Consider the following 24,246-nt stretch of genomic DNA (forward strand, 5'->3'; position numbering starts at 1 on the left):
GCGCGGGTGCGTCAAGGCACTTGAGGCGGACCTCCGCGTCCGCGCCCGCGCGCCCTCCCTATGCCCGCGCGCCCTCCCCATGCCCGCGTGCCCTCCCGTATCCATACGCCCTCCCCGTGCCCGTGGCGGCGCCGTGCCGCCGGCCGCGTCCGGCGTGGTGGGGGAGCGGGTCAGTCCAGCCAGTGGTGGCGGCCGACGCTGATGAGCCGCAGCTGGCGGGCGGCGAGCCGGACGACGCGCTCGCGCTCCTCCCGGGGTGCCTCCAGCGCCTCCAGGAAGAGGGAGGCCGTGCTGAGCATCTGGTCGACGTAGAGGTGCGCGAGCATCAGCAGGTCGTCGTCGTTCCAGCCCTCCGCCTGCGGGTCGTTGGCCAGCTCGGCCTTCACCTCCTCGGCGAACCGGGCCAGTTGGGCCTGAATGGCCTCACGCACCGGCTGGACCCCGCCGTGCCGCTCCCGGGCGATGAAGCGGACGTGCGCGGGATAGGTGTCCACGTGATGGGCGATCAGTTCGATGGCACGGCGGATGCGTTCGTCGTTGTCGTCCGTCGTCGCCACCGTCGTCCGCACCATCGGATGCAGGCTGCCCAGCGCCTCGTCGACGAGGGCCACGCCGAGGTCGGCGGTGGAGCGGAAGTGCCGGTAGAAAGCGGTCGGCGCCACACCGACGGCCCGGGTGACCTCACGCAGCCCCAGACTGCTCAGGCTCTGCTCCTCCAGCAGCGCGAGCGCCGCGTCCAGGAACGCCTGCCGCGTCTTCTGCTTCTGGGCCTGCCGGATGCCGAGCGTGTGACTCATGTCATCCAGTTAACAACTGTTCTCTGGAATTGAAAAGCCGCGGCGCGCGCTAGACTCCCAGTCAGTGAACAAGTGTTACTACAACTGTTCACCAGAACTTCAGGGCGGCGCCTCCGCGGGAGGTGCCGCACGAGGCATCCCGGAGGGGGGACCCGATCTCATGCTGTTCCTCGTCGCCGCACTCATGCTGCTCGGTGTCGTGCTCGGCACCGTGGCTCATGTTCCGCTCACCGTCTCCGCCGCGCTGGCCGCCGTCATCGCCGCCTGGCTCGGCGTCTTCGCGATCCGCGAGCGGCACGCCGCCCGCCGTCGCCGCACCTCGGCCGACTGACCGTCCGTAACGACATCCAGGAGCTGAGCACCATGCATCTCACCGCACCTGCCGCGGACCGAACCGGTACCGGCGCCGGGCCGCGCACGCGGGACGCCGACGGTATGGCCGTGGCGTCCTTCATCCTCGGTCTGCTCGGTCTGCTCGTCCTCAACCTCTTCCTCGGCCCCGTCGCCGTCGTCCTGGCCGCGGTCGCCCTCTGGCGCGGCACCTCCCGTCGCGGCCGCGCGTGGCTCGGAATGGCCCTGGGCGTGGCCGACCTGGTCGTCCTGGTCGTCAGCATGCAGATGTCCGACACGGTGTCGTGGAGCCTGTGACGAAACGGCCGTGACGAAACGGCCGTGACGAGCGGCTGTCACGAGCGGATGTCACGAAGGGGCGTGACGAAGGGCCGTAATGAAGGGGCGTGGCGAACGGCCGAGGGGTTCGGCCGGGCGCGGGCGGCCGTTGCCGCGGGGCGATGGGGCCGTCCCGCCCGGCCGAAGCCGACCGTGTGGACGCCGCCCCGTAGAATCGGCCGCACCATGGCTTACCTCGACCACGCCGCCACGACCCCGATGCTCCCCGAGGCGGCGGAGGAACTGACCGCCCAGCTGAGCATCACCGGCAACGCGTCCTCCCTGCACGCCTCCGGCCGCCGGGCACGCCGTACGGTCGAGGAGTCCCGCGAGGCCCTCGCGGACGCGCTGGGCGCCCGCCCCAGCGAGGTCGTCTTCACCTCGGGCGGCACCGAGGCCGACAACCTCGCGGTGAAGGGCCTGTTCTGGTCCCGCCGCGCCGCGGACCCGGCCCGCATCCGGGTCCTGTCCAGCCCGGTCGAGCACCACGCCGTCCTCGACGCCGTGCACTGGCTGGGTGAACACGAGGGCGCCACGGTCGAGTACCTCCCCGTCGACGCCCACGGCCGCGTCCACCCGGAAGCCCTGCGCGAGGCCATCGCCCGCAACCCCGACGACGTCGCCCTGGCCACCGTGATGTGGGCCAACAACGAGATCGGCACGCTCATGCCGGTCCGTGAACTCGCCGACGTCGCCGCCGAGTTCGGCGTCCCGCTGCACGCCGACGCGGTACAGGCCTTCGGCCAGGTCCCGGTCGGCTTCGCCGCCTCCGGGCTCGCCGCCATGACCGTCTCGGGCCACAAGGTCGGCGGCCCCTACGGCATCGGCGCCCTACTCCTGGGTCGCGAGTACGCCCCCGTACCGGTCCTGCACGGCGGCGGCCAGGAGCGCCACGTCCGCTCCGGCACCCTCGACGTCCCCGCCATCGCCTCCTTCGCGGTGGCCGGCCGGCACGCCGCCGAGGGGCAGGAGCGGTTCGCCCGCGAGATCGGCGCCCTGCGGGACCGGTTGACCGACGCGGTGCTCACGGCCGTACCGGACGCCATCCTCGGCGGCGACCCGGCGCCCGGGGGCCGGCTCCCGGCCAACGCCCACTTCACCTTCCCCGGCTGCGAGGGCGACTCCCTGCTCCTGCTGCTGGACGCCCAGGGCATCGAGTGCTCCACCGGCTCCGCCTGTACGGCGGGCGTGGCCCAGCCCAGCCATGTCCTGCTCGCCACGGGCGTCGACCCCGACCTGGCCCGCGGCACCCTGCGCTTCTCGTTCGGCCACACCTCCACGGAGGCGGACGTCGAAGCGGTCGCCAAGGCGATCGGCCCCGCGGTGGAACGGGCCCGCGCGGCGGGACTCAGCTGAGGGAGGGCGCGCCGGATGCCCGCGTGCGGGCGGACCGTGCGGGCATGGAAACCCGCGTGCGGGCATGGAAACGACCTACGAAACGGGTTCCCTTCGCCGGTATGGTCCGGATCAGGTGACTAGGGGTCGCCTTCAGGCCTTGCTACTGCCTTCCGGCCTCTCAGTCCGACCGTCGACGTCGGCACCAGCGGAAGCTGTGTGCTTCTCACTTCTCGCTGAAGTCGGCTACTCCGCTCGGACTCCCTCACTCGCCTCGTAGGCCTGATACCAGGATAGAACTCCGCAAGGCGGACAAAAAGGGGTTGGGCCTTGATTTTTTGGCCGGTCACGACCGGCCGGTGCGCGCCTGTCGCACCAGCCCCATGTACCGCTCCCAGTCCCAGTGCGGACCCGGATCGGTGTGGTCCGTCCCCGGCACCTGCACGTGCCCGATCACATGCGTACGGTCGGCCGTCATGCCGTAGCGCCCGCATATCGCGGCGGTCAGCCGGGCCGACGCGGAGTACATCGCGTCCGTGAAGGAGGAGGGGTCCTCCACGAAACCCTCGTGCTCTATGCCGACACTGCGCTCGTTGTACTCGCGGTTGCCCGCGTGGAAGGCCACGTCCAGCTCCCGGACCAGCTGCGTGATCCGGCCGTCCCGGCGCACGATGTAGTGCGCCGCCGCCTCGTGCGCCGGGTCCTGGAAGACCTTCACCGCCGACGCGTAACCGCCCTGCGTGACATGGATGACCACCCGGTCCACCGGGTAGTCGTCCGGCCGGTCCGCCGACCGGTAGTTCGCGGGCGACGCGGCAACCCAGCGCGCGCCCCGGAAGTCCACCGCCCCCGCCACCCGGGAGCGCCGCACCCCCGGCAGCCGCCACCACAGATGCGACAGCTCCTCCCGCGCCAGCACCGCCGTGCCCACGGCGGCCGCGGCCCCGCCGACGAGCAGCGCCCGCCGCCCGAGCCGCCGGTCCCCGTCGCCGGTGCTCCCGCCGTTCGTCCCCGCCTCGCCCATGCCCCCACCCCGCCCCTGCCCCGCACCGTCCGCCCGTGTGCTTCCCGTGCGCGTCCCCGTGCGATCTTCAACGGATACGCGGCGGCTCCGGTTCCCGGGGCCCCGTACTCTGGAAGGGTTATGACTGAGACCTCGCAGCGCCCCCTCCGCGTCCTCGCCGCCATGTCCGGCGGCGTGGACTCCGCCGTCGCCGCCGCGCGTGCCGCGGAAGCCGGTCACGACGTGACCGGTGTCCACCTCGCGCTCTCGGCGAACCCGCAATCCTTCCGTACCGGCGCGCGGGGCTGTTGCACCATCGAGGACTCGCGCGACGCCCGCCGCGCCGCCGACGTCATCGGCATCCCGTTCTACGTCTGGGACCTCGCCGACCGCTTCCGCGAGGACGTCGTCGAGGACTTCATCGCCGAGTACGAGGCCGGCCGCACCCCGAACCCGTGCCTGCGCTGCAACGAGAAGATCAAGTTCGCCGCGCTGCTGGACAAGGCGCTGGCGCTCGGCTTCGACGCCGTCTGCACCGGTCACTACGCGAAGGTGATCCTGCGCGAGGACGGCTCCCGCGAACTGCACCGGGCCTCCGACATGGCCAAGGACCAGTCGTACGTCCTCGGCGTCCTGGACGACAGGCAGCTCGCGCACGCCATGTTCCCCCTCGGTGACACGCTCACCACCAAGGAGGAGATCCGCGCGGAGGCGGAAGCCCGGGGCCTGGCCGTCGCCAAGAAGCCCGACTCGCACGACATCTGCTTCATCGCCGACGGTGACACCCAGGGCTTCCTCGCCCGGCGGCTCGGCAAGGCGGAGGGCGACATCGTCGACGAGGACGGCAACCGGCTGGGCACCCACGAGGGCGCGTACGGCTTCACCATCGGCCAGCGCAAGGGCCTGCGCATCGGCACCCCGGCCGCCGACGGCAAGCCGCGCTACGTCCTCGACATCTCCCCAGTGAACAACAGGGTCACCGTCGGCCCCGCCGGCTCCCTCGACGTCACCGCCCTCACCGCGATCAAGCCCCGCTGGTGCGGCACCGCCCCCTCGGGCCCCGGCACCTACACCGCGCAGCTGCGCGCCCACGGCGGCGAGACCGAAGTGGCCGCGGAAGTCGTCGACGGCGAACTCCGCGTCACCTTCGCCGAGCCGGTCCGCGGCGTCGCCCCCGGCCAGGCGATCGTGCTGTACGACGACACGCGCGTGGTCGGCTCCGCGACCATCGCCGCCACCACGCGCGCGCCGGCGACGGCGGTCTGAGAACGGCGGGGCCCGGCGGCGGGTCCCGGTGGCCGTGGTCCGGTGCCTGTGACCCGGCGGCTGTGGCCCGGCGGCCGCTTCCCGGCGGAGCGGGGGCCGGGCGGCCGCGAACCGGCGCCGGACCGTGCCCCGTTCAGCCCGCCGGGGGACCGGTGAAGAAGTCCGCCAGCACCGGTGCCAGGACGGGCGGCTCCACCGCGTGCGTCTGCTTCTCCAGCTCGACGTACGTCCCGTGCGGCACCAGCGCCGCGGCCGACCGGCCGGCCTCCCGGATCCACTCCGGGCTCGCCCCGCCCGTCACGGACAGGACCGGCACGGAGACCGACGTCAGCCGGTCCAGGGGCAGCACGCCGTCCTCCATCACCGCGGCGTCGTACGCCAGGCTCGGCGCGACGACCTCCATGCCGGCCCACAGCGGCGAATGGCGGGCGCGCTCGATCATCTCCTCGGCCAGGGACGTCAGGCGCAGGAACAGCGCCACCGCGTCCCCGCGCCGGCCCTCCGCGAGCGCCGTGTCCAGGTTCTTCCGGTAACCGGCCCACCGCTCGGCGCCACCCACCACGAAGTCCGCGTACGGCACCTCGTACACGGCCGCCCGGCGCACCGGCAGCCCGCTCGCCGCCGCCCGGAGCACCAGCGCACCGCCCGAGGACATCCCGAACAGGGACGCGTCCCCGCCCACCGCGGCGACCAGCGCGGCCAGGTCCTCGACCTCGCGCTCCACCGCGTACGGTGCCGTGTCGCCGCTCCCGCCACGGCCCCTGCGGTCGTAGACGACGACGGTGCAGGCGTCCGCGAGCAGCTGTGCCAGGGGCGCGAGCGTGCCACCGGTGGACAACGCGCCGCTCACCAGGATCACCGCGGGCCCCTGGCCGATCACCTGGTACGCGAGGGACGTGCCGTCACGGGAAGTCGTCATCTTGTCCATGCCGGTGCAGACTGCCGTACGCCACCCGGCTCCCCGGTCACGACACGACGACACCGCGCAAGGTCACGACACTTCCGGCGCGTAGAAGCACAGGTGGTCCTTGATGGCCGCCACGTCCGGCTTCGGGGCCGGGTACGCCCACGCGAGGTCGGGGGCGTCCGGCAGCGACCAGTAGGACGCCGTGCCCTTGAAGGGGCAGACGGTGTGCGTCCCGGAGGGGGTCAGCAGATCGAGACGTACGTCCTCGGCGGGGAGGTAATACCGCGCGGGAGAGCCCGTCTCGCGCAGCACCAGCGGACGGTCGCTCTCCGCGAGCACCAGGTCGCCGTGCACCACGCGCACGTGCTGATCGCCCTGCTCGATGGTGATGGTGTGTCCTTTGGTCATATCGGTTGAGCGCCGCGGAGCCCGCGGTTCTTCCCGCGTACGGTGGAGCGCATGAACATCTGCGTCTTCCTCTCCGCCGCCGACCTCGACGAGCGCTACACGCGCCCCGCGCGCGAGTTCGCGGAACTGATCGGCAAGGGAGGCCACACCCTGGTCTGGGGCGGCTCCGACACCGGCCTGATGAAGGTCGTCGCGGACGGGGTGCAGGAGGCGGGCGGGCGGCTGGTGGGCGTGTCCGTGGAGTTCCTCTCGCTCAAGGCGCGGCCCGGCGCCGACGAGATGGTCGTCGCCGCCGACCTGGCCGAACGCAAGAGGCTGCTGCTGGAGAGGGCCGACGCCGTGGTGATCATGGTGGGTGGCACCGGGACGCTGGACGAGGCCACCGAGATCCTGGAGCTGAAGAAGCACGGCCGCACGGACAAGCCGGTGGTGCTGCTGAACACGGCCGGCTTCTACGACGGCCTGGAGCAGCAGTTCCGTCGCATGGAGACCGAGGGCTTCCTGCCGCGGCCGCTGTCCGAGCTGGTCTTCTTCGCCGCCGAGCCGGCCGCGGCGCTGGCCCACCTGGAGAGCGCGACATCGGCGGCCACCGCCGCGGAGCCCGGCTCCCGGTGATGCGAGCATGGCGGGCATGGCTACTCATGTGATCACCGGCGCCGGCTCCGGCATCGGCGCCGCCGTCGCCCGCCGTCTGCACGAGCGCGGGGACGAACTCGTCCTGCACGCGCGCGACGCGGCCCGCGCGAAGGAGCTGGCGGCCGAGTTTCCCGGGGCCCGTACCCTCGTCGGCGACCTCGCCGACCCGGACAAGCTGTCCTGGGCGTTCTCCCACCAGACCCTGCCGGACCGCGTCGACTCGCTGCTGCACATCGCCGGTGTGGTGGACCTCGGCGACGTCGGCGACCTCACCCCGAAGTCCTGGCGTCACCAGCTAAACGTCAACCTGGTCGCGCCCGCCGAGCTGACCCGGCACTTCCTGCCCCAGCTCCGGGCCTCCCGCGGCCAGGTGATCTTCGTCAACTCCGGGGCCGGCCTCAACGCCCACGCCGGGTGGTCCGCGTACGCCGCCTCCAAGCACGGCCTGAAGGCTCTCGCGGACTCCCTGCGCCAGGAGGAGCACGGCAACGGTGTCCGTGTCACCTCCGTCTACCCCGGTCGCACCGCCAGCCCCATGCAGGTCAAGGTTCACCAGCAGGAGGGCAAGGAGTACGACCCCGGGAAGTGGATCGACCCCGAGTCGGTCGCCACGGCGATCCTCACGGCCCTGGACCTGCCGCGGGACGCGGAGATCAACGACCTGACGGTACGTCCGGGGCGCTGACGCCGGGGTGCGCCGGGGTGCGCCGGGTTGCGCCGAGGGTGCGGCGGCGGTGGGGGTGCGGCGACGGTGGTGGTGGGCGGGTTCCTCGCCCCCGCCGCCCCTACCCGTCCCGTCCCCGGGGGCTGCCCGCCCCCAGCCCCCCCGCATCGGCCCTGCAAGGGCCTCGTCCTCAAACGCCGGACGGGCTGTCCGACGCGAGCGGCGCCGGCTTCGAAAACCGAGCTGGGCAGGGGGCGGAGCCCCCGGGGGTGGGACGGCATACCCTGCGGGGGTGAGTGAGAACAGCGAGTTCAGGTTCGCGGGAGCGACCGGCATCGGCTCCATGCCCGGCACCGACGCGCGGGAGGCCGCCAAGACCGTCACCGGCAGCCTGGAGGACTTCCCGTTCCTCGCGGAGCTGCCCGCGCGCGGGCCCGGCGCCGACATGATCGGCCGCACCGCGGGCATGCTCGTCGAGCTGTACGCGCGCGTGGAGCCCAGCGGCTGGCGCCTCTCGGACCACCCCGGCCGCGACACCCGGCGCGCCCGCTCCTGGCTGGGCGAGGACCTCGACGCCCTGGAGGAGTTCACCCAGGGCTACGAGGGCGACCTCAAGGTGCAGGCGGTGGGCCCCTGGACGCTTGCCGCCGCCCTGGAGCTCAGGAACGGCGAGGCCGTGCTCTCCGACCCCGGCGCCTGCCGCGACCTCGCCGCCTCGCTGGAGGAGGGCCTGCGCCTCCACCTCGCCGAGGTACGGCGCCGGATCCCGGGCGCCCGGGTCGTCCTCCAGCTCGACGAGCCCTCCCTCACCGCCGTACTGCGCGGACAGGTGCGCACCGCCAGCGGCTACCGCACCCACCGGGCGGTGGACCGGCAGGTCGTCGAGGCCACCCTGCGCCAGGTGTTCGGGGCGACGGCCGGCGGCCCGGTCGTGGTCCACTCCTGCGCCCCCGACGTGCCCTTCGCCCTGCTGCGCAGGGCGGGCGCGGCGGCCCTCTCCTTCGACTTGGCGCTTCTCACCGAGCGTGACGACGACAGCGTCGGCGAGGCCGTCGAGGGCGGCACCGGACTGTTCGCCGGTGTCGCGGCGGGCACGGACGGCCCGTTGTCAGACCCTGCCGGTAGCGTCATGGGTGTCAGGACGTTGTGGCGCAGGCTGGGGCTGCGTCCGGGGCTGCTCGCGGAAGCGGTCACGGTCACCCCGTCGTGCGGTCTCGCGGGCGCTTCTCCCGCCTATGCGCGCCAGGTGCTCGCCCACTGCGTCCGGGCGGCGAGATCCCTCGCGGACAACCCTGAGTAACGGGAGGACCACACGGTGGCCGGCGACAAGCAGCAGGCGGAGACGACGGTGCCCGCCGAGGCACGGGAGCAGCACGCGCAGCTCGCGGAACAGGTCGAGGAGCACCGCTTCCGGTACTACGTGAAGGACGCCCCGGTCGTCAGCGACGCGGAGTTCGACCGGCTCCTCAGAGCGCTGGAGGCGCTGGAGGAGGAACACCCGGAGCTGCGCACCCCCGACTCGCCGACCCAGAAGGTCGCGGGGGCGTACGCCACGGAGTTCACCGCCGTCGAGCACCGCGAGCGCATGCTGTCGCTCGACAACGCCTTCGACGACGAGGAACTGGCCGCCTGGGCCGACCGCGTCGCCAGGGACCTCGGTGAGCAGGAGTACCACTTCCTGTGCGAGCTGAAGGTCGACGGCCTGGCGGTCAACCTCACCTACGAACACGGCCGCCTCACCCGCGCGGCGACCCGCGGCGACGGCCGTACCGGCGAGGACATCACGCCCAACGTCCGTACGATCGCCGACATCCCGGACCGCCTCCGCGGCGACGACGTCCCGGACCTCGTGGAGATCCGCGGCGAGGTCTACTTCCCGATGGAGAAGTTCCTCGAACTCAACGAGCGGCTGGTCGCGGCCGGCGACAAGCCCTTCGCCAACCCCCGCAACGCCGCCGCAGGTTCGCTGCGCCAGAAGGACCCGCGCGTCACCGCCGGCCGCCCGCTGCACATGGTCGTCCACGGCATCGGCGCCCTGGAGGGCTACACCGGCACGGGCATGACCCGGCTCTCCGAGGCGTACGACCTGCTGAAGACCTGGGGCCTGCCCACGTCCACGCACAACCGCGTGGTCGACGACCTCGACGGCGTAAGGGAGTTCATCGCGTACTACGGCGAGAACCGCCACTCCGTGGAGCACGAGATCGACGGCGTCGTCGTCAAGCTCGACGAGATCCGCCTCCAGGGCCGCCTGGGCTCCACCGCGCGCGCCCCGCGCTGGGCGATCGCCTACAAGTACGCGCCGGAGGAGGTCAACACCAAGCTCGTCGACATCAAGGTGGGTGTCGGCCGCACCGGCCGCGTCACGCCGTACGCCCAGGTCGAGCCCGTCACCGTCGCGGGCAGCGAGGTCGAGTTCGCCACCCTGCACAACCAGGACGTCGTCAAGGCCAAGGGCGTCCTCATCGGCGACACCGTGGTGATCCGCAAGGCCGGTGACGTCATCCCGGAGATCCTCGGCCCGGTGGTGGACCTGCGCGACGGCACCGAGCGGGAGTTCGTGATGCCGGCCGAGTGCCCCGAGTGCGGGACACCGCTGCGGCCCATGAAGGAGGGCGACATCGACCTCCGCTGCCCCAACGCCCGCACCTGCCCGGCCCAGTTGCGCGAGCGCGTCTCCTACCTCGCCGGCCGTGAGTGCCTGGACATCGAGAACTTCGGCGCAGTGGCCGCCGCCGCTCTCACCCGGCCGCTGGAGCCGGCCGAACCGCCGCTGGCGGACGAGGGCGGCCTCTTCGACCTGACCGTGGAGAAGCTGCTGCCCATCAAGGCCTACGTCCTCGACCCGGACAGCGGCCTGCCCAAGCGCGACCCCAGGACGGGCGAGGAGAAGGTCGTCACGGTCTTCGCCAACCAGAAGGGAGAGCCGAAGAAGAACACCCTCGCGCTGCTGGAGAACATCGAGGCCGCCAAGCAGCGCCCGCTCGCCCGGTTCCTCAACGGCCTGTCCATCCGGCACGTCGGACCGGTGGCCGCGCAGGCGCTCGCCCGCGAGTTCCGCTCGATCGACCGCATCGAGGCGGCCACCGAGGAGGAGTTGGCGAACATCGACGGCGTGGGCGCCATCATCGCCACCGCGCTCAAGGAGTGGTTCGCCGAGGACTGGCACCGCGAGATCGTCCGCAGGTGGAAGGCGGCCGGCGTCCCGCTGGAGGACGAGGCGTCCGGCGAGGACGAGGGCCCCCGCCCGCTGGAAGGACTCACCGTCGTCGTCACCGGCACCCTGGAGAACTTCACCCGGGACGGCGCCAAGGACGCGCTGCAGAGCCGGGGGGCGAAGGTGACCGGATCGGTGTCGAAGAAGACCTCGTTCGTCGTCGTGGGCGACAACCCCGGGTCGAAGTACGACAAGGCGATGCAGCTGAAGGTTCCGGTTCTGAACGAGGACGGTTTCGCCGTCCTGTTGGAGCAGGGCCCCGACGCGGCGGCCGAAGTCGCGCTTCCGACCGGGGAGTAGCGGTTGAAGGCCACTCGATCGGTGCATATCAGATGCATACGGGTGGCCCGGGCGTATTCGGGCAACCGTCGACGACCGCTGCCCGAGGAAGCCTTCCGCGGCCTACTGTTGAGGTGTGCGCCGCCGTGCCCAGCTACGGCTGGGGCATCCCCGTGCCCACCGGACGGCACGGGGAGGGGCATTCCAGCGCGGAGCCGCTGATGGTTGCCGGGCATCGGGCCGCGTGGCGTGGGCACCGCCGGCTGTGAGAGGGACGGGAATGGAACCGACCGAGAGCGCCGCCCCGGACTCACGGCTGCGCCTGCGCCGCCGCGCGGCCGCGTGGCGGGCGAGCCGACGGAGCGGGCGCGGCGCCGAGCGCGCCGGCGCGCCGGGCACCGCACCGCACCCCCCGTCGCCCCTCGACCCCGGCCTGCCCGGCGCGGGACCCGAACGGCGCCTGCCCTGGCCCGTGCTGCCCACGGTCGTCGTGGCCACCGCGACGGTCGCCCTCGGCGCCGGCTTCTGCCAGGCCGTCGCCGCACACCACGCGTTCTTCCCGCCCGGCAGGGTCGGTTGGTCGCTGGCCCTGCTCACCGGCTTCATCGTCGGCCACCTCGTGATGCTCGGCCGCGCCCGCTGGTGGGGCGGCACCGGCTCCGGCGCCGCCCTCACCATCGCCGTCCTGCTGCTGTACGGCTGGGCGCCCGCCGGCATGGTCAGCCTGACCGTCGTCGTCCTGGTCGGCATAGCCAGACGCCAGCGCCGGCACCAGGGCGTGCTGCACGGCGCGGTGGACATCCTCGGCGTCGGCGCCGGAACCCTGGTGCTCGCCGCGTTCGGCCGGGTCCCGAGCGTCGAGTCGCCCTGGCGGCCCGACAGCTGGAGCGTCGGCACCGCGCCCGAGGTGGTGCTCGCCGCCGTCGCCTACCTCGCCGTCAGCCGCGGACTGCTGTGGTACCTGCACGCGCCGCGCAGCGGCGGACTGCCCACGGTCGCCCGCAGCGCCCTGCTCAGACAGGGCCTGGTCGCCGCCGCCCTGACCGGCATCGCGCCGCTGGTGTGCGTGGTCGCCGACACGCATCCGCTCCTGCTCCCGCTGTTCGCCATCCCGCTGGTCGCCCTCGACTCCGCCCTGTGGATGGCCCGGGCCCGCGCCGAGGAGCAGTTGCGCGACCCGCTGACCGGACTGCCCAACCGGCAGTGGCTGCTGGAGCGGATCTGGACCGCCCTCGACGACGCGGAGCGTATCGGCGCGCGCTCCGCCCTCATGCTGATCGACCTCGACCGTTTCCGGTCGGTGAACGACACCCTCGGTCATCTCGCGGGTGACCGGCTGTTGTTGCAGATCGCGGACCGGCTCCGGCTCGCCCTGCCGCGCGGTGCGGAGGCCGCGCGGCTCGGCGGGGACGAGTTCGCCGTGCTGCTGCCGGTCGCCGACTCCACGACGTCCGCGACCCGGATCGCCCGCGGCCTCGTCACGGCGCTCAGTTCCCCGCTCGACCTCGACGGACTCACCCTCGTCCTGGAGGCCAGCGCGGGCGTCGCCGTCTTCCCCGACCACGCCCTGGACGCCGAGGGGATGCTGCGGCGGGCGGACGTGGCGATGTACCAGGCGAAGCGGGACCGTACGGGGGTGGAGGTCTACGAGTCCAAGCGGGACTCCAACACCCCCGACCGGCTGGGCCTGCTGGGCGATCTGCGCCGCGCGCTGGACGCGCACGAGGTGCAGCTGCACTACCAGCCGAAGGTCCGCTTCGACGGACAGGTGGCCGGCCTCGAGGCGCTGGTGCGCTGGGTGCATCCCGAGCGCGGGAAGGTTCCGCCGGACGAGTTCATAGCGATAGCCGAGTCCTCGGGGCTGATGCCCCTTCTGACGGAGTACGTGCTGGAGACCGCGCTCGCGCAGGTCGCCCGCTGGCGGGTGCAGGGGCTGCGGGTGCCGGTGGCCGTCAACGTCTCCCCGCGCGACGTCCACACGCCCGGTTTCGCGGGCTCGGTCGCGGCCCGGCTGGCCCGGCACGGGGTGCCGGCGGGGGCGCTCCAGCTGGAGATCACCGAGCACGTCCTGCTGGAGGATCCGCAGCGGGCCGCCGACACGCTCAACGCACTCGCCGGGCACGGCGTCAAGATGTCACTCGACGACTTCGGCACCGGGTACTCCTCGCTGGTCCATCTGCGACGGCTGCCCGTCAGCGAGCTGAAGATCGACCGGTCCTTCGTGGCCCAGCTGGCCGTGGACACCGAGGACGCGGAGATCGTGCGCTGCACGGTGGACCTCGCGCACTCGCTGGGGCTGGTGGTCGTCGCCGAGGGCGTCGAGGACGACGAGACCTGGGAACGGCTGCGCGACCTGGGCTGCGACGCGGTCCAGGGCTGGCTGGTCGCCGCCGCGATGCCGCCGGAGGAGACCACGGCGTGGCTGCGCGCGCGGGGCTCCCGCGGCTGGCAACGGCCACGCGCGGCTCTGCCGGCCGCCGAATGACCCGTCCCACCTCGCCGCCCGCCCGCTCGGCGCGGCCGCGTGGAGGCCGCCTCCCGTGAGCCCCGGCTGCCTCGGCCGCCCTGGCCGGCCTGGCCGGCCGCGACGGCCGGGCGACCGCCTTCCGCTCGCGCGGCTCGGCGTCGGCGGGCAGAGGGCAGAGGCGAGAGGCCCGGCGTGGGGGTGGTCGCCTTCCCGTGCGGGAGGGGTGCGGCGGGACCGTCGTCGGTTCGGGAGCGCGCGGATGATCCCCGCGCGGTCGGCCGTTCTGGCCGACGGCGACGGCCGGCCGGCCGCCTTCCGCTCGCGCGGCCCGGCCGCGCGGCGCGCTTTCCCGCGGCGGCGCTCGGCGTCGGCGGGCAGAGGGCAGGGGTAAGAGGCCCGCCGACGCTGACGGCGAGGGCCGCGCACCGGGGCCGTACCCGGGCCGGGCGGGGGTCGCGCCCCGGGGCCGTACCCCGCTCGGGGCAGGCCTCGGGCAAACGTTTCACGGTCATCGGGCCTCGCTCGGGGCCGCCCCCGGGCAAACCGTTTCACGGTCACCGGGCCCCGCCCCATAGGATTGGGGCTAGTCGTCCCCTTCCCGTCTGTCGCGCGACGCCCGGCACGCACGCTCGCCGCGTTGCCGAATCGTCCACGTGGCTCCGCCACGAGGGCGCTCCGGCGCCTTGCGATCGCACGCACCAGATGCCGCGCGACCCGCCCTTCGGGCGGACGACGGGAAGGGGACGACTAGCCCCAGCCCCAAACCACACACACTCACCCCAGAGGATCGCTGCATGCCTGGCATCACGCGCGAGGAGGTCGCCCACCTCGCCCGGCTGGCGCGTCTGGAGCTCAAGCCCGAAGAACTCGACCACTTCGCCGGCCAGCTCGACGACATCATTGGCGCGGTCGCCCGCGTCAGCGAGGTCGCTGACCAAGACGTACCGCCGACCTCGCACCCGCTCCCGCTGACGAACGTCATGCGGGCGGACGAGGTCCGTCCCTCGCTCACCCCCGCGCAGGCGCTCTCCGGCGCCCCCGCCCAGGAGCAGCAGCGTTTCAAGGTGCCGCAGATCCTGGGGGAGGACTAAAAAGTCATGACGGACATCATCAAGCTCACCGCAGCCGAGATCGCCGAGAAGATCGCCTCCGGCGAGCTGACGGCCGTCGAGGTCACCGAGGCCCACCTCGCCCGCATCGACGCCGTCGACGAGAAGGTGCACGCCTTCCTGCACGTCAACCGTGAGGGTGCCCTCGCCCAGGCCCGTGCCGTGGACGAGAAGCGCGCCCGTGGCGAGAAGCTCGGCCCGCTGGCCGGCGTCCCGCTCGCGCTGAAGGACATCTTCACCACCGAGGGCATCCCGACGACCGTCGGCTCGAAGATCCTCGAAGGCTGGATCCCGCCGTACGACGCGACGCTCACCAAGCGTCTGAAGGACGCCGACGTCGTCATCCTCGGCAAGACCAACATGGACGAGTTCGCCATGGGGTCCTCCACCGAGAACAGCGCCTACGGCCCGACCGGCAACCCCTGGGACCTCACCAAGATCCCCGGCGGCTCCGGCGGCGGCTCCTCCGCCGCGCTCGCCTCCTACGAGGCCCCGCTCGCCATCGGCACCGACACCGGCGGCTCCATCCGCCAGCCGGCCGCCGTCACCGGCACCGTCGGCGTCAAGCCGACGTACGGCTCGGTGTCGCGCTACGGCATGGTCGCCTTCTCGTCCTCCCTGGACCAGGGCGGCCCCTGCGCCCGTACGGTCCTGGACGCGGCGCTCCTGCACGAGGTCATCGCCGGCCACGACCCGATGGACTCCACCTCCATCGACGCACCGGTCCCGGCGGTCGTCGAGGCCGCCCGCAACGGCAGCGTCGCCGGCATGCGCGTCGGCGTCGTCAAGCAGTTCCGCGGCGAGGGCTACCAGGCCGGCGTCATCCAGCGCTTCGACGAGTCCGTCGAGCTGCTGAAGGAGCTGGGCGCCGAGATCGTCGAGCTGGACTGCCCGTCCTTCGACCTCGCCCTGTCGGCGTACTACCTGATCGCGCCGTCCGAGTGCTCCTCCAACCTCGCCCGCTTCGACGGCCTGCGCTACGGCCGCCGCACCGGCGACGACGGCACCCACTCGGCCGAGGAGGTCACCTCCCTCACCCGTGAGGCCGGCTTCGGCGACGAGGTCAAGCGGCGCATCATGCTCGGCACGTACGCCCTGTCGAGCGGCTACTACGACGCCTACTACGGCTCCGCGCAGAAGGTCCGCACGCTCATCACGCGGGACTTCGAGAAGGCCTTCGAGCAGGTCGACGTGATCGTCTCCCCGACGACCCCGACCACCGCCTTCGCGATCGGCGAGCGCGCCGACGACCCGATGGCGATGTACCTCGCGGACCTGTGCACCATCCCGACCAACCTGGCGGGCAACGCGGCCATGTCCCTGCCCTGCGGTCTCGCCCCGGAGGACAACCTCCCGGTGGGCCTGCAGATCATCGCCCCGGCGATGCAGGACGACCGGCTGTACAAGGTCGGTGCCGCCGTCGAGGCCGCCTTCGTGGAAAAGTGGGGGCACCCGTTGCTGGAGGAGGCTCCGTCGCTGTGAGTAGTGCACTGTCGAAGGCCAAGGGCTTCAAGAAGTCCAAGTCCGGTACGTACCTGTCCATGGCCACCACCGCGTTCGGCGCGGTCGGTGTCGCCAAGCAGATCAAGAAGGCCCGTGCCGAGCAGGACAAGCTGCGCCTGTTCGATGCCGCCGTGTCCGCCGTCGCCATCGCCACCGGCCTCGCGATCCTCTACCGCGAGCTGAAGCGGCTGGGCGACGACGACGTCCTGCTGGGCTGAGAGGGAAGTTTTCACCGTGACCACCACGACCGACCTGGTGCCGTACGAGGACGCGCTCGCGTCGTACGACCCCGTCATGGGCCTCGAGGTCCATGTCGAACTCGGCACCCACACCAAGATGTTCTGCGGCTGCTCGACCGAGCTGGGCGCCGAGCCCAACTCGCAGACCTGCCCGGTCTGCCTGGGCATGCCCGGCGCGCTCCCGGTCGTCAACGCGACCGGCGTCGAGTCGGCCATCAAGATCGGCCTCGCGCTGAACTGCGAGATCGCCGAGTGGTGCCGCTTCGCCCGGAAGAACTACTTCTATCCGGACATGCCGAAGAACTTCCAGACCTCCCAGTACGACGAGCCGATCGCCTTCGACGGCTACCTCGACGTACAGCTGGAGGACGGCGAGACCTTCCGCGTGCAGATCGAGCGCGCCCACATGGAGGAGGACACCGGCAAGTCGACGCACGTCGGCGGCGCCACCGGCCGTATCCACGGCGCGTCCCACTCCCTGCTGGACTACAACCGCGCCGGCATCCCGCTCATCGAGATCGTCACCAAGCCCATCGAGGGCGCCGGCGAGCGTGCCCCCGAGGTCGCGCGCGCCTACGTCCGTGAGCTGCGTGAGCTCATCCGTGCCCTCGGCGTGTCCGAGGCCCGGATGGAGATGGGCCAGATGCGCTGCGACGTGAACCTGTCGCTGCGTCCGCACGGCCGCGAGAAGTTCGGCACGCGTTCCGAGACGAAGAACGTGAACTCGCTGCGCTCGGTCGAGCGTGCGGCCCGCTTCGAGATCATGCGCCACGCCGCGGTGCTGAACTCCGGCGGCACGATCATCCAGGAGACCCGCCACTTCCACGAGGACACGGGGTCCACGACCTCGGGCCGCGTGAAGGAGGAGGCCGAGGACTACCGGTACTTCCCGGAGCCCGACCTCGTCCCGGTGGCGCCGTCGCGCGAGTGGGTCGAGAAGATCCGCGCCGCGCTGCCGGAGATGCCGCTGGCCCGCCGTACCCGCCTGCTGGCGGAGTGGGGCGTCTCGGCCACCGACATGCAGTCGATCCTCAACGCCGGCGCGCTGGACCTGATCGTCGCCACGATCGACGCCGGTGCCGACGCGGCCTCCGCCCGCAAGTGGTGGATGGGCGAACTGGCGCGCAGCGCCAACGAGTCGGGCGTGTCGCTGGACGAGCTGGCCATCACGCCGGAGCAGGTCGCCCGGGTCACCGCGCTGGTGAACGGGGGCGACCTGAACGACAAGCTGGCCCGTCAGGTCATCGAGGGCGTCCTCGCGGGCGAGGGCACCCCCGACGAGGTCGTCGACAAGCGCGGTCTGAAGGTCGTCTCCGACGACTCCGCGCTGGGTACGGCCGTCGACGAGGCCATCGCCGGCAACCCGGGCATCGCGGACAAGATCCGCGGTGGCAAGGTGGCCGCGGCCGGCGCCCTGGTCGGCGCGGTCATGAAGGCCACCCGTGGCCAGGCCGACGCGGCCCGCGTCAAGGAGCTGATCCTGGAGAGGCTGGGCGTCAGCGAGGGCTGAGCCCCCGCTTTCCCCACGGCCCCGGAGGCGCGTCCTCCGGGGCCGTTCCCTCATCCGCGCCGGCCCACGACCCGCGCGAAGCCGAGCAGACGCCCCCGGTCGGCGTCGAGCAGCTCCACCGAGTCGCGCGCCATCCCCGCCATGAACGCGCTCGGGCTCTCCTCGGCGCACACCTCGCTCCACAGCAGCCAGTCGCGCCAGCCGTCCTCCAGCCAGTCGGCCGCCTCCACGGTCACCGCCCGCGTGCGCGTCCAGTTCCGCCGCCACCAGGCGGGGGAGTGGAACGCCCAGAACCCCGGGTCCCAGTGGTCCCGCAGATGCGCGGGCGCCTCGGTCCCCTCGAGCTCCTCCCGCACGGACGGCACCACGACCCCGATCCGCCCGCCCGGCTTCAGCAACCGGGTGAGGGTGGGCAGGTACAGGTCGGTGGTGCCGAAGTACTGGTAGGCGTCGACGCACACGATCGCGTCGAAGGAGCCCTCGGCGAACGGCAGGTCGTGGGCCTCCACGGACATCGGCAGCACCCGGTCGGCGACGCCCGCCTCGGCGAGACGGACCGCGTTGTCGTCGGGTTTCACCCACAGGTCGGCGGCGACCACCCGCACGCCGTACTCCCGTGCGAGGAAGACGGACGTCATCGCGCGCCCGCAGCCCAGGTCCAGCACGCGGGCGGACGGCGGCAGGCGGTCCAGGCCGAGCGCGGGCGCCAGCCACTCCAGCAGCCACAGCGCGTGCGGTCCCATCTGGTTCTCCACCGCCCAGCGGGCGTCGTAGCGGCTGCTGCGGGGGTAGCGGGGGTGGACGAGGCGTGTGGTGAGCTCGTCGGGCGTTTTCGCTGTCTCGGTCACGAACGACCATGGGTAGCACCCGGGGACACCGTCCCGCACCAGGGTTTCCCGGACGGAGGCGCTACGCTCGCCCGCCATGAGTGGACGTACCGAATCCGACACCGAACCCGCGCCGTCCGAGGCGGAGGAGCCGGCGGAGTACGTCGAAGACGCGCGCAGGGCCCGCCGGACGGCGGCCGGTACCGGAGCCCTGCTCTGCGTCGCCGGACTGGCCGCGGCGCTGATGCGGCTCACCGGCCCCGCCCCGGCCGTCGTCCCCGCCGCCTACGCCCTCGGCGCCGCCGTCTGCGCCCTCGCCGCGCTCCTGGGCGCCCGGGGCCGCACCCGCCGCGCGCTGTGGCTGCTGATCGCGGGGACGATGGTCATGGCGCTCGGTGACCAGTTCGACTGAGAAGCCGGGGCGGAGCGCCGCGCGGCGGCATGAAAGGCTCGATCGCGTATCGGGGGAAGAACGAGAGAGGAACGACAGCACGATGTACGCGACATCCCTGGGCGACGACGGCGCCGAACTGCGGCCACTGGAGGTCTGGCACGCGGCGGAACTGCTCGCCAACATCGACCGGGGGCGTGAGTTCATCGGCCGGCACGTCGGACTGCCGGACGTGGTGCCCGACCTGGACGCCGCCCGCGCCTACCTGAAGTCGTACGCCGACAAGCGCGCCACCGACGCCGGCAGCCTGCACGGGATCTGGCTGGACGAGAAGCTCGTCGGCGGGCTGCTCTTCCGGGTGTGGGACAGCGCGAGCGGCGTCTGCGAGGCCGGCTGCTGGCTGGAACCGGACGCCGCCGGGCACGGACTCGTCACGCGGGGCCTGGTGAGGCTGCTGGACTGGGCGTTCGAGGAGCGCGGCATGCACCGGGTGGAGTGGTACGTGTCCTCCGCCAACCAGCCCAGCATCAACGTGGCCCGGCGCCTCGGTATGACCCGGGAGGGCGTGCTCCGGGAGAACTACCCGCACCGCGGCGTGCGCACCGACACCGAGGTCTGGGCGGTGCTCGCCCCGGAGTGGCGTGAGGCACGCGCGCGTACCGCTCACGACGCGCACTGACGATCATTAAGAGACTTCTCAGACAGCGTCCGTACGGTGCCGGGCATGGCTACGAAGACAGAGGACGACATCCGGACCGACGACGAGGGGACGCAGCGGGAGGACTCCCGGGAGGAGGCACCGCGGGAGGAGGCGGAAGCGCCTGAGGAGACCCGTGGGTCCGAGGAGCCCGCAGGGCTCGAAGAGGCCGGGAAGACCGCCGAGACCGACGAGCCCGCCGAGTCCGACGAGAAGGATTCCTCGGGGGTCGGGCAGGGCGCGGGCGCCGTCGTCTCCGCCGCGCTCGGTCTGGTCTCGCTCAGCGGCGGCTGGATCGGCACGATCGCCGGCGCCCGGCAGCAGCTCGTCGGCCAGCTGCGCACCTCGTCCTCCGCGGGCGTCGCCCAGCAGATCAAGGCGGTCTACGGCGACTCCTGGCACGCCACCGCGCTGTGGGCCGGTCTGTTCGCGCTGGCCGCGCTGGTCACCGGCGTGGTCGTGCTCGCCCGGCCCGCGTTCGGCGCCCCGGGCCGCCCGCAGGCGGCCTGGACCAGGTCGGTCGCCTGGGCGGGTGTCTCGCTCGGCGTCATCGGCCTGCTCCTGGCCGTCCTGAAGTACTCCGACGTACTGCTCGGCCTGCCCTCCGCCGGCTGAGAAACCGCAGGTCACACAGGGGTCTTAGGGAATCCGTGAGTACCTTACGGACTCCCTGGGGCCCCTTAGGCATGCCCCCGGGCCCGCCCGGCGCCCCAAGATGCGGAACTCGCCCGATGTGGGCGGTCCCCCTCGGAGACGAAAGTGAACACGTCGCGGAAAGCGGCACACGACACCACCTCTCCCGAAGGGCACACCATGTACGAGTTCGAACTCCACCGGTTCCGCTCCGCCGACCTGCGCCGCACCGCCCAGCAGGAACGGCTGGCCCGCGAGGTCGCACGCGCCGGGCGCGCCGCCCGCCGCGCCGCCCGCCTCGCCGAGGCGGCCCACAACGGCGGCCCGGACGCCGAGCCGCATACCGGACGCCGCGGCCGCCGGAGCCGGCTCCCGCGCACCGCGTGAGCGCCGGAACGCCGGACACCGGCGGCGCACGGGCGGGCCACCGGCCGGCCCGGGGTCGTACGACGCTCCCGCGGCTTCGTACGACCCCGGCGCCCGTCCACGCGACCGCCGCACCCATCGGTACGACCATCGCACCGGACCTGTGGAAAACGGGTGACGGGCCGTACGTGCCCCGTGCGATGCTCGGGCCTGTGGAGACCAGGTCCGTCAGTCCCGTGTTCGTCGGCCGCGCCGACGAGTTGGCCACCTTGAACGACGCGCTCGCCCGTGCCGCCGGTGGAGGCGCCTCCCAGGCCGCCGCCACCGGGGGAGAGCCGCAGGCGCTGCTGCTCGGCGGTGAGGCGGGGGTCGGCAAGACCCGCCTCGTGGAGGAGTTCGGCGCGGCCGCAGCCCGCGTGGCCGCCGTCGTCGCCGTGGGCGGCTGCGTGGAGATCGGCGCCGACGGACTGCCCTTCGCCCCCTTCTCCGGCGCGCTGCGCGCCCTGCGCGCCGCCCTGCCCGAACAGTTCGCCGCCGCCGCGGCCGGACAGGAGGACGAACTGGCCCGGCTGCTGCCCGAGCTGGGCGAGGCCAGCAGCCGCCACGACGAGCAGGGAACGGCCCGCCTGTTCGAACTCACCGCCCGGCTGCTGGAGCGGGTCGCGGCCGAGCACACGGTCGTCCTCGTCCTGGAGGACCTGCACTGGGCCGACGCCTCCACCCGCCACCTCCTCGCCCACCTCGTCCGCAACCTGCGCACCGGCCGCCTCCTCGTCCTCGCCACCTACCGATCCGACGACATCCACCGCCGCCACCCGCTGCGCCCGCTGCTCGCCGAACTCGACCGGATGCGCACCGTCCGTCGGATCGAACTCGCCCGCTTCACGCGCGAGGAAGTGGGCCGCCAGGTCGCCGGCATCCTCGCCGCCGAGCCCGACCCCGCCCGGATCGACGAGATCTTCGAACGCTCCGACGGCAACGCCTTCTTCGTGGAGGAACTCGCCGTCGCCGGCTGCGAGGGCTGCCGCGCCGGGCTCACCGACTCACTGCGCGATCTGCTCCTGGTCCGGGTCGAGGCGCTGCCCGAGAGCGCCCAGCAGGTCGCCCGGATCGTCGCCGAGGGCGGCTCGACCGTGGAGTACCCGCTGATCGCCGCCGTCGCCCGGCTCCCCGAGGACGACCTCATCGAGGCGCTGCGGGCCGCCGTCGGCGCCAACATCCTCACCACGACCCCCGGCGGCGACGGCTACCGCTTCCGGCACTCCCTGGTCCGCGAGGCCGTCGCCGACGACCTGCTGCCCGGCGAACGCTCCCGGCTCAGCCGGCGCTACGCCGAGGCCGTCGAAGCCGATCCCGCACTCGTCCCCGCCGACGCCCGCGTGATGCGCCTGGCCAGTTACTGGTACCACGCCCACGACCCGGCCAAGGCGCTGCCCGCCGTCCTGGACGCCGCCGTCGTGGCCCGCCGCCGGCACGCCTACACCGAGCAACTGCGGCTCCTGGAGCGGGCGATGGAGCTGTGGGACTCCGCACCCCAGGAGGTCCGCTCCGCCCTGCGCCCGGTCGACCACGCCGAGGTCTATCCCCCGTGCGGCTGCCACCCGGCGACCACCCCGCTGCGCTACCTGGACCTGATGGCGGAAGCGGCGGTCGCCGGCCGCTTCGGCGGGGAACGCGAACGCGCCCTGAAGATCATCAAGCGGGCGCTGCGGCTCCTGGAGGACGACCCCGACCCCCTCCGCGCCGCCTGGTTCTGGGTGCAGCGCTCGCGCCTGGTGCAGGCGCAGGCCCGCGGCGACGGCCGGCGCGAACTGGCCACCGCCCAGGACCTGGTACGCGGCCTGCCGCCGTCCGAGGTGCACGCCGAGGTGCTGGCGCTCGCCGCCAACCTGTCCATGCTGCACCGCCCGGGCCCCGGGGCCTTCGCCGACGCCGAGCGGGCCGTGGAGTACGCCCGCATGGTGGGCGCCCGCGAGATCGAACTGCACGCCCGCCTCACCCTGGGCTGTCTCATGGTGGACGCGGGAGACGTCGAGGCCGGCCTCGCGGAGCTGCGGCAGGTCACGGCGGACGCTCTGACGGAAGGCGTCACCCAGGTCACCGGCCGCGCCTATGTGAACCTCCCGTCCAAGCTCCAGTCCGTGGGCCGCGCCCGGGAGGCCGAGCCCGTCCTGCGCGAAGGCATCGTCTTCACCCGCCGGTTCGGGCTTCTCGACCCCGAGGCACTGGTGTGGAGCAACCTCTCCGACGTGCTGTACGCGCTCGGCCGGTGGCCCGAGGCCGCCGAGGCCGCGACGCAGGCGATCCGGGCCGGCCACAGCGCCGCACCCCAGGGCGCCGGCGCGCTGCGCCTGGCCCATCTCGCCCTGGCCCGCGGTGACATCGCGGAGGCCGGCCGCCAACTGGCCGCTGCCCGAACCCACTGCGGCACCCACGACCCGATGCCCCAGCAGTGGCTGCCCCTGGCCCGCGTCACCCTCGGCATCGCCGCCGAGGAGGGCCGCATCCTCGACGCCCGCGCCGAACTGGCCGCCACCCTGGACACCGGCTTCCCGGCCGGCACCCACCGCTACGCCTGGCCCCTGCTGAGGGCCGCCGCCACCGCCGAGGCCGACGCCCGCGCCCTGCCCACCGCCGAGCCCGGCCGCGCCGAAACCCTCGGCCGCATTCTCGACACCGTCCGCACCCTCACCACCGGCGCCCCGCTCTGGCACGCGCACGACCGGTGGATCCGCGCCGAGTTGCTGCGGGCCGAGGGCCGTGACACCGCCGCCACCTGGTCGCCCGTGGTCACCGCCTTCGAGTGCCTGGACCGCCCCTACGACCTCGCCCGGGTCCGCTACCGCCTGGCCGTCGCCCTGCTGTCCGAGGGCGGCGGCGAGGGCGAGCGTGACCGCGCCGTGGAACTGCTGAGACTGGCCGGAGCGGTCGCCGGCCACCTCGGCGCCCACCCGCTCGCCGACACCGTCGCCCGCCTCGCCCAGCGCGCCCGCCTCGCTCTCACCCGCACCCCGCGGCAGGCCCTCACCCCCGCCGACCCGGTGGCGGCCCTCGGGCTCACCGGCCGCGAACAGGACGTGCTGCGCCTGGTCTCGGCCGGCCGCACCAACCGCCAGATAGCCGAGGAGCTGTTCATCTCCCCGAAGACGGCGAGCGTCCACGTCTCCCACATCCTGGCGAAGCTCGGCGTCGCCGGCCGGGGCGAGGCGGCGGCGGTGGCCCACCGGCTGGGACTGTTCCCGCCCGGCGACCCGGAGCGACGGGAGGCGGGCTGACGGGGCAGGCACGCATCACGGAGGAGGCGCGGTCCCCCGGACCCAGGC

General features: G+C 73.1%; 23 protein-coding genes. 18 read left to right on the forward strand and 5 right to left on the reverse strand.

Annotated features, from left to right (window positions below):
- Positions 1–170: 170 nt before the first annotated feature.
- On the reverse strand, positions 171–797 hold the full coding sequence (locus OIB37_RS25590) for a TetR family transcriptional regulator (protein ID WP_330459947.1): 627 nt from the start codon (positions 795–797) through the stop codon (positions 171–173).
- A gap of 64 nt (positions 798–861) precedes the next feature.
- On the opposite strand from OIB37_RS25590, the gene OIB37_RS25595 reads away from it, so the two are divergent.
- The 3 genes from OIB37_RS25595 (at position 862) to OIB37_RS25605 (ending at position 2,822) form a co-directional block, all read left to right on the forward strand.
- On the forward strand, positions 862–1,128 hold the full coding sequence (locus OIB37_RS25595) for a hypothetical protein (protein WP_330462100.1): 267 nt from the start codon (positions 862–864) through the stop codon (positions 1,126–1,128).
- A 32-nt stretch (positions 1,129–1,160) separates the two neighbouring features.
- Positions 1,161–1,445 (forward strand): DUF4190 domain-containing protein, encoded by a 285-nt coding sequence (locus tag OIB37_RS25600; protein ID WP_330459948.1) that lies wholly within the window; start codon positions 1,161–1,163, stop codon positions 1,443–1,445.
- A gap of 207 nt (positions 1,446–1,652) precedes the next feature.
- The gene (locus tag OIB37_RS25605; protein ID WP_330459949.1) at positions 1,653–2,822 is read left to right on the forward strand and encodes a cysteine desulfurase family protein; all 1,170 of its coding nucleotides are present in this window, start codon (positions 1,653–1,655) and stop codon (positions 2,820–2,822) included.
- Positions 2,823–3,147: 325 nt separating this feature from the next.
- On the opposite strand, the gene OIB37_RS25610 is transcribed toward OIB37_RS25605, so the two are convergent.
- Positions 3,148–3,825 (reverse strand): N-acetylmuramoyl-L-alanine amidase, encoded by a 678-nt coding sequence (locus OIB37_RS25610; protein ID WP_330459950.1) that lies wholly within the window; start codon positions 3,823–3,825, stop codon positions 3,148–3,150.
- A gap of 120 nt (positions 3,826–3,945) precedes the next feature.
- On the opposite strand from OIB37_RS25610, the gene mnmA reads away from it, so the two are divergent.
- A complete protein-coding gene (gene mnmA, locus OIB37_RS25615; RefSeq protein WP_330459951.1) occupies positions 3,946–5,070 on the forward strand; it encodes a tRNA 2-thiouridine(34) synthase MnmA in 1,125 nt (374 codons plus the stop codon).
- Positions 5,071–5,203: 133 nt separating this feature from the next.
- Here the strand turns inward: mnmA and OIB37_RS25620 are convergent, their stop codons facing one another.
- The gene (locus tag OIB37_RS25620) at positions 5,204–5,998 is read right to left on the reverse strand and encodes an alpha/beta fold hydrolase (RefSeq protein WP_330459952.1); all 795 of its coding nucleotides are present in this window, start codon (positions 5,996–5,998) and stop codon (positions 5,204–5,206) included.
- 63 nt (positions 5,999–6,061) lie between these two features.
- The gene (locus OIB37_RS25625) at positions 6,062–6,385 is read right to left on the reverse strand and encodes a DUF427 domain-containing protein (RefSeq protein ID WP_330459953.1); all 324 of its coding nucleotides are present in this window, start codon (positions 6,383–6,385) and stop codon (positions 6,062–6,064) included.
- 51 nt (positions 6,386–6,436) lie between these two features.
- On the opposite strand from OIB37_RS25625, the gene OIB37_RS25630 reads away from it, so the two are divergent.
- The 9 genes from OIB37_RS25630 to gatB all read left to right on the forward strand — a co-directional run bounded on the left by OIB37_RS25630 (position 6,437) and on the right by gatB (position 18,009).
- Entirely contained in the window at positions 6,437–7,000 is a 564-nt protein-coding gene (locus OIB37_RS25630) for a TIGR00730 family Rossman fold protein (protein WP_330459954.1), read from the forward strand.
- Between the two features lie 7 nt (positions 7,001–7,007).
- Positions 7,008–7,706, forward strand: coding sequence for an SDR family oxidoreductase (locus OIB37_RS25635; RefSeq protein WP_330459955.1), 699 nt, complete (start codon positions 7,008–7,010; stop codon positions 7,704–7,706).
- A gap of 271 nt (positions 7,707–7,977) precedes the next feature.
- On the forward strand, positions 7,978–8,985 hold the full coding sequence (locus OIB37_RS25640) for a methionine synthase (protein WP_330459956.1): 1,008 nt from the start codon (positions 7,978–7,980) through the stop codon (positions 8,983–8,985).
- 15 nt (positions 8,986–9,000) lie between these two features.
- Positions 9,001–11,202 (forward strand): NAD-dependent DNA ligase LigA, encoded by a 2,202-nt coding sequence (ligA, locus tag OIB37_RS25645; protein ID WP_330459957.1) that lies wholly within the window; start codon positions 9,001–9,003, stop codon positions 11,200–11,202.
- Between the two features lie 259 nt (positions 11,203–11,461).
- Entirely contained in the window at positions 11,462–13,666 is a 2,205-nt protein-coding gene (locus tag OIB37_RS25650) for a putative bifunctional diguanylate cyclase/phosphodiesterase (RefSeq protein WP_330459958.1), read from the forward strand.
- 776 nt (positions 13,667–14,442) lie between these two features.
- Entirely contained in the window at positions 14,443–14,739 is a 297-nt protein-coding gene (gene gatC, locus OIB37_RS25655; protein ID WP_018544665.1) for an Asp-tRNA(Asn)/Glu-tRNA(Gln) amidotransferase subunit GatC, read from the forward strand.
- 6 nt (positions 14,740–14,745) lie between these two features.
- Positions 14,746–16,239 carry an Asp-tRNA(Asn)/Glu-tRNA(Gln) amidotransferase subunit GatA gene (gene gatA / locus OIB37_RS25660; RefSeq protein WP_330459959.1) on the forward strand — a complete coding sequence of 498 codons (1,494 nt, stop codon included), beginning with the start codon at positions 14,746–14,748 and terminating at the stop codon, positions 16,237–16,239.
- Positions 16,236–16,478, forward strand: a complete 243-nt coding sequence (locus OIB37_RS25665) for a hypothetical protein (protein WP_330459960.1) — start codon at positions 16,236–16,238, stop codon at positions 16,476–16,478. The genes gatA and OIB37_RS25665 overlap by 4 nt, the downstream gene beginning before the upstream one ends.
- A 16-nt stretch (positions 16,479–16,494) precedes the next feature.
- Positions 16,495–18,009: an Asp-tRNA(Asn)/Glu-tRNA(Gln) amidotransferase subunit GatB gene (gatB, locus tag OIB37_RS25670; RefSeq protein ID WP_330459961.1), complete on the forward strand. Its 1,515-nt coding sequence runs from the start codon at positions 16,495–16,497 to the stop codon at positions 18,007–18,009.
- Between the two features lie 50 nt (positions 18,010–18,059).
- On the opposite strand, the gene OIB37_RS25675 is transcribed toward gatB, so the two are convergent.
- Positions 18,060–18,857, reverse strand: a complete 798-nt coding sequence (locus tag OIB37_RS25675; protein ID WP_330459962.1) for an SAM-dependent methyltransferase — start codon at positions 18,855–18,857, stop codon at positions 18,060–18,062.
- Between the two features lie 76 nt (positions 18,858–18,933).
- Here OIB37_RS25675 and OIB37_RS25680 point away from each other — a divergent pair, with 76 nt between their 5' ends.
- The 5 genes from OIB37_RS25680 (at position 18,934) to OIB37_RS25700 (ending at position 24,198) form a co-directional block, all read left to right on the forward strand.
- Entirely contained in the window at positions 18,934–19,248 is a 315-nt protein-coding gene (locus OIB37_RS25680; RefSeq protein ID WP_330459963.1) for a hypothetical protein, read from the forward strand.
- 82 nt (positions 19,249–19,330) lie between these two features.
- The gene (locus OIB37_RS25685) at positions 19,331–19,906 is read left to right on the forward strand and encodes a GNAT family N-acetyltransferase (RefSeq protein ID WP_330459964.1); all 576 of its coding nucleotides are present in this window, start codon (positions 19,331–19,333) and stop codon (positions 19,904–19,906) included.
- Positions 19,907–19,951: 45 nt separating this feature from the next.
- On the forward strand, positions 19,952–20,539 hold the full coding sequence (locus OIB37_RS25690) for a hypothetical protein (protein ID WP_330459965.1): 588 nt from the start codon (positions 19,952–19,954) through the stop codon (positions 20,537–20,539).
- A 198-nt stretch (positions 20,540–20,737) separates the two neighbouring features.
- Positions 20,738–20,944: a hypothetical protein gene (locus OIB37_RS25695; protein ID WP_330459966.1), complete on the forward strand. Its 207-nt coding sequence runs from the start codon at positions 20,738–20,740 to the stop codon at positions 20,942–20,944.
- 179 nt (positions 20,945–21,123) lie between these two features.
- Positions 21,124–24,198: a helix-turn-helix transcriptional regulator gene (locus OIB37_RS25700; protein WP_330461973.1), complete on the forward strand. Its 3,075-nt coding sequence runs from the start codon at positions 21,124–21,126 to the stop codon at positions 24,196–24,198.
- The last annotated feature ends 48 nt before the right edge of the window (positions 24,199–24,246 follow it).

The sequence above is a fragment of the Streptomyces sp. NBC_00820 genome (assembly GCF_036347055.1).
In the GTDB taxonomy this organism is placed as follows: Bacteria; Actinomycetota; Actinomycetes; order Streptomycetales; family Streptomycetaceae; genus Streptomyces.

What these genes read in the sequence shown, in the direction of transcription:
- OIB37_RS25635 (WP_330459955.1), top strand. Translation starts at nt 7,008, where the DNA reads ATGGCGGGCATGGCTACTCATGTGATCACCGGCGCCGGCTCCGGCATC.
- OIB37_RS25690 (WP_330459965.1), top strand. Translation starts at nt 19,952, where the DNA reads ATGGCTACGAAGACAGAGGACGACATCCGGACCGACGACGAGGGGACG.
- OIB37_RS25590 (WP_330459947.1), bottom strand. Translation starts at nt 797, where the DNA reads ATGAGTCACACGCTCGGCATCCGGCAGGCCCAGAAGCAGAAGACGCGG.
- OIB37_RS25600 (WP_330459948.1), top strand. Translation starts at nt 1,161, where the DNA reads ATGCATCTCACCGCACCTGCCGCGGACCGAACCGGTACCGGCGCCGGG.
- OIB37_RS25610 (WP_330459950.1), bottom strand. Translation starts at nt 3,825, where the DNA reads ATGGGCGAGGCGGGGACGAACGGCGGGAGCACCGGCGACGGGGACCGG.
- OIB37_RS25685 (WP_330459964.1), top strand. Translation starts at nt 19,331, where the DNA reads ATGTACGCGACATCCCTGGGCGACGACGGCGCCGAACTGCGGCCACTG.
- OIB37_RS25605 (WP_330459949.1), top strand. Translation starts at nt 1,653, where the DNA reads ATGGCTTACCTCGACCACGCCGCCACGACCCCGATGCTCCCCGAGGCG.
- OIB37_RS25625 (WP_330459953.1), bottom strand. Translation starts at nt 6,385, where the DNA reads ATGACCAAAGGACACACCATCACCATCGAGCAGGGCGATCAGCACGTG.
- OIB37_RS25650 (WP_330459958.1), top strand. Translation starts at nt 11,462, where the DNA reads ATGGAACCGACCGAGAGCGCCGCCCCGGACTCACGGCTGCGCCTGCGC.
- OIB37_RS25620 (WP_330459952.1), bottom strand. Translation starts at nt 5,998, where the DNA reads ATGGACAAGATGACGACTTCCCGTGACGGCACGTCCCTCGCGTACCAG.
- OIB37_RS25700 (WP_330461973.1), top strand. Translation starts at nt 21,124, where the DNA reads ATGCTCGGGCCTGTGGAGACCAGGTCCGTCAGTCCCGTGTTCGTCGGC.
- gatC (WP_018544665.1), top strand. Translation starts at nt 14,443, where the DNA reads ATGCCTGGCATCACGCGCGAGGAGGTCGCCCACCTCGCCCGGCTGGCG.
- mnmA (WP_330459951.1), top strand. Translation starts at nt 3,946, where the DNA reads ATGACTGAGACCTCGCAGCGCCCCCTCCGCGTCCTCGCCGCCATGTCC.
- OIB37_RS25695 (WP_330459966.1), top strand. Translation starts at nt 20,738, where the DNA reads ATGTACGAGTTCGAACTCCACCGGTTCCGCTCCGCCGACCTGCGCCGC.
- OIB37_RS25630 (WP_330459954.1), top strand. Translation starts at nt 6,437, where the DNA reads ATGAACATCTGCGTCTTCCTCTCCGCCGCCGACCTCGACGAGCGCTAC.
- gatA (WP_330459959.1), top strand. Translation starts at nt 14,746, where the DNA reads ATGACGGACATCATCAAGCTCACCGCAGCCGAGATCGCCGAGAAGATC.
- OIB37_RS25680 (WP_330459963.1), top strand. Translation starts at nt 18,934, where the DNA reads ATGAGTGGACGTACCGAATCCGACACCGAACCCGCGCCGTCCGAGGCG.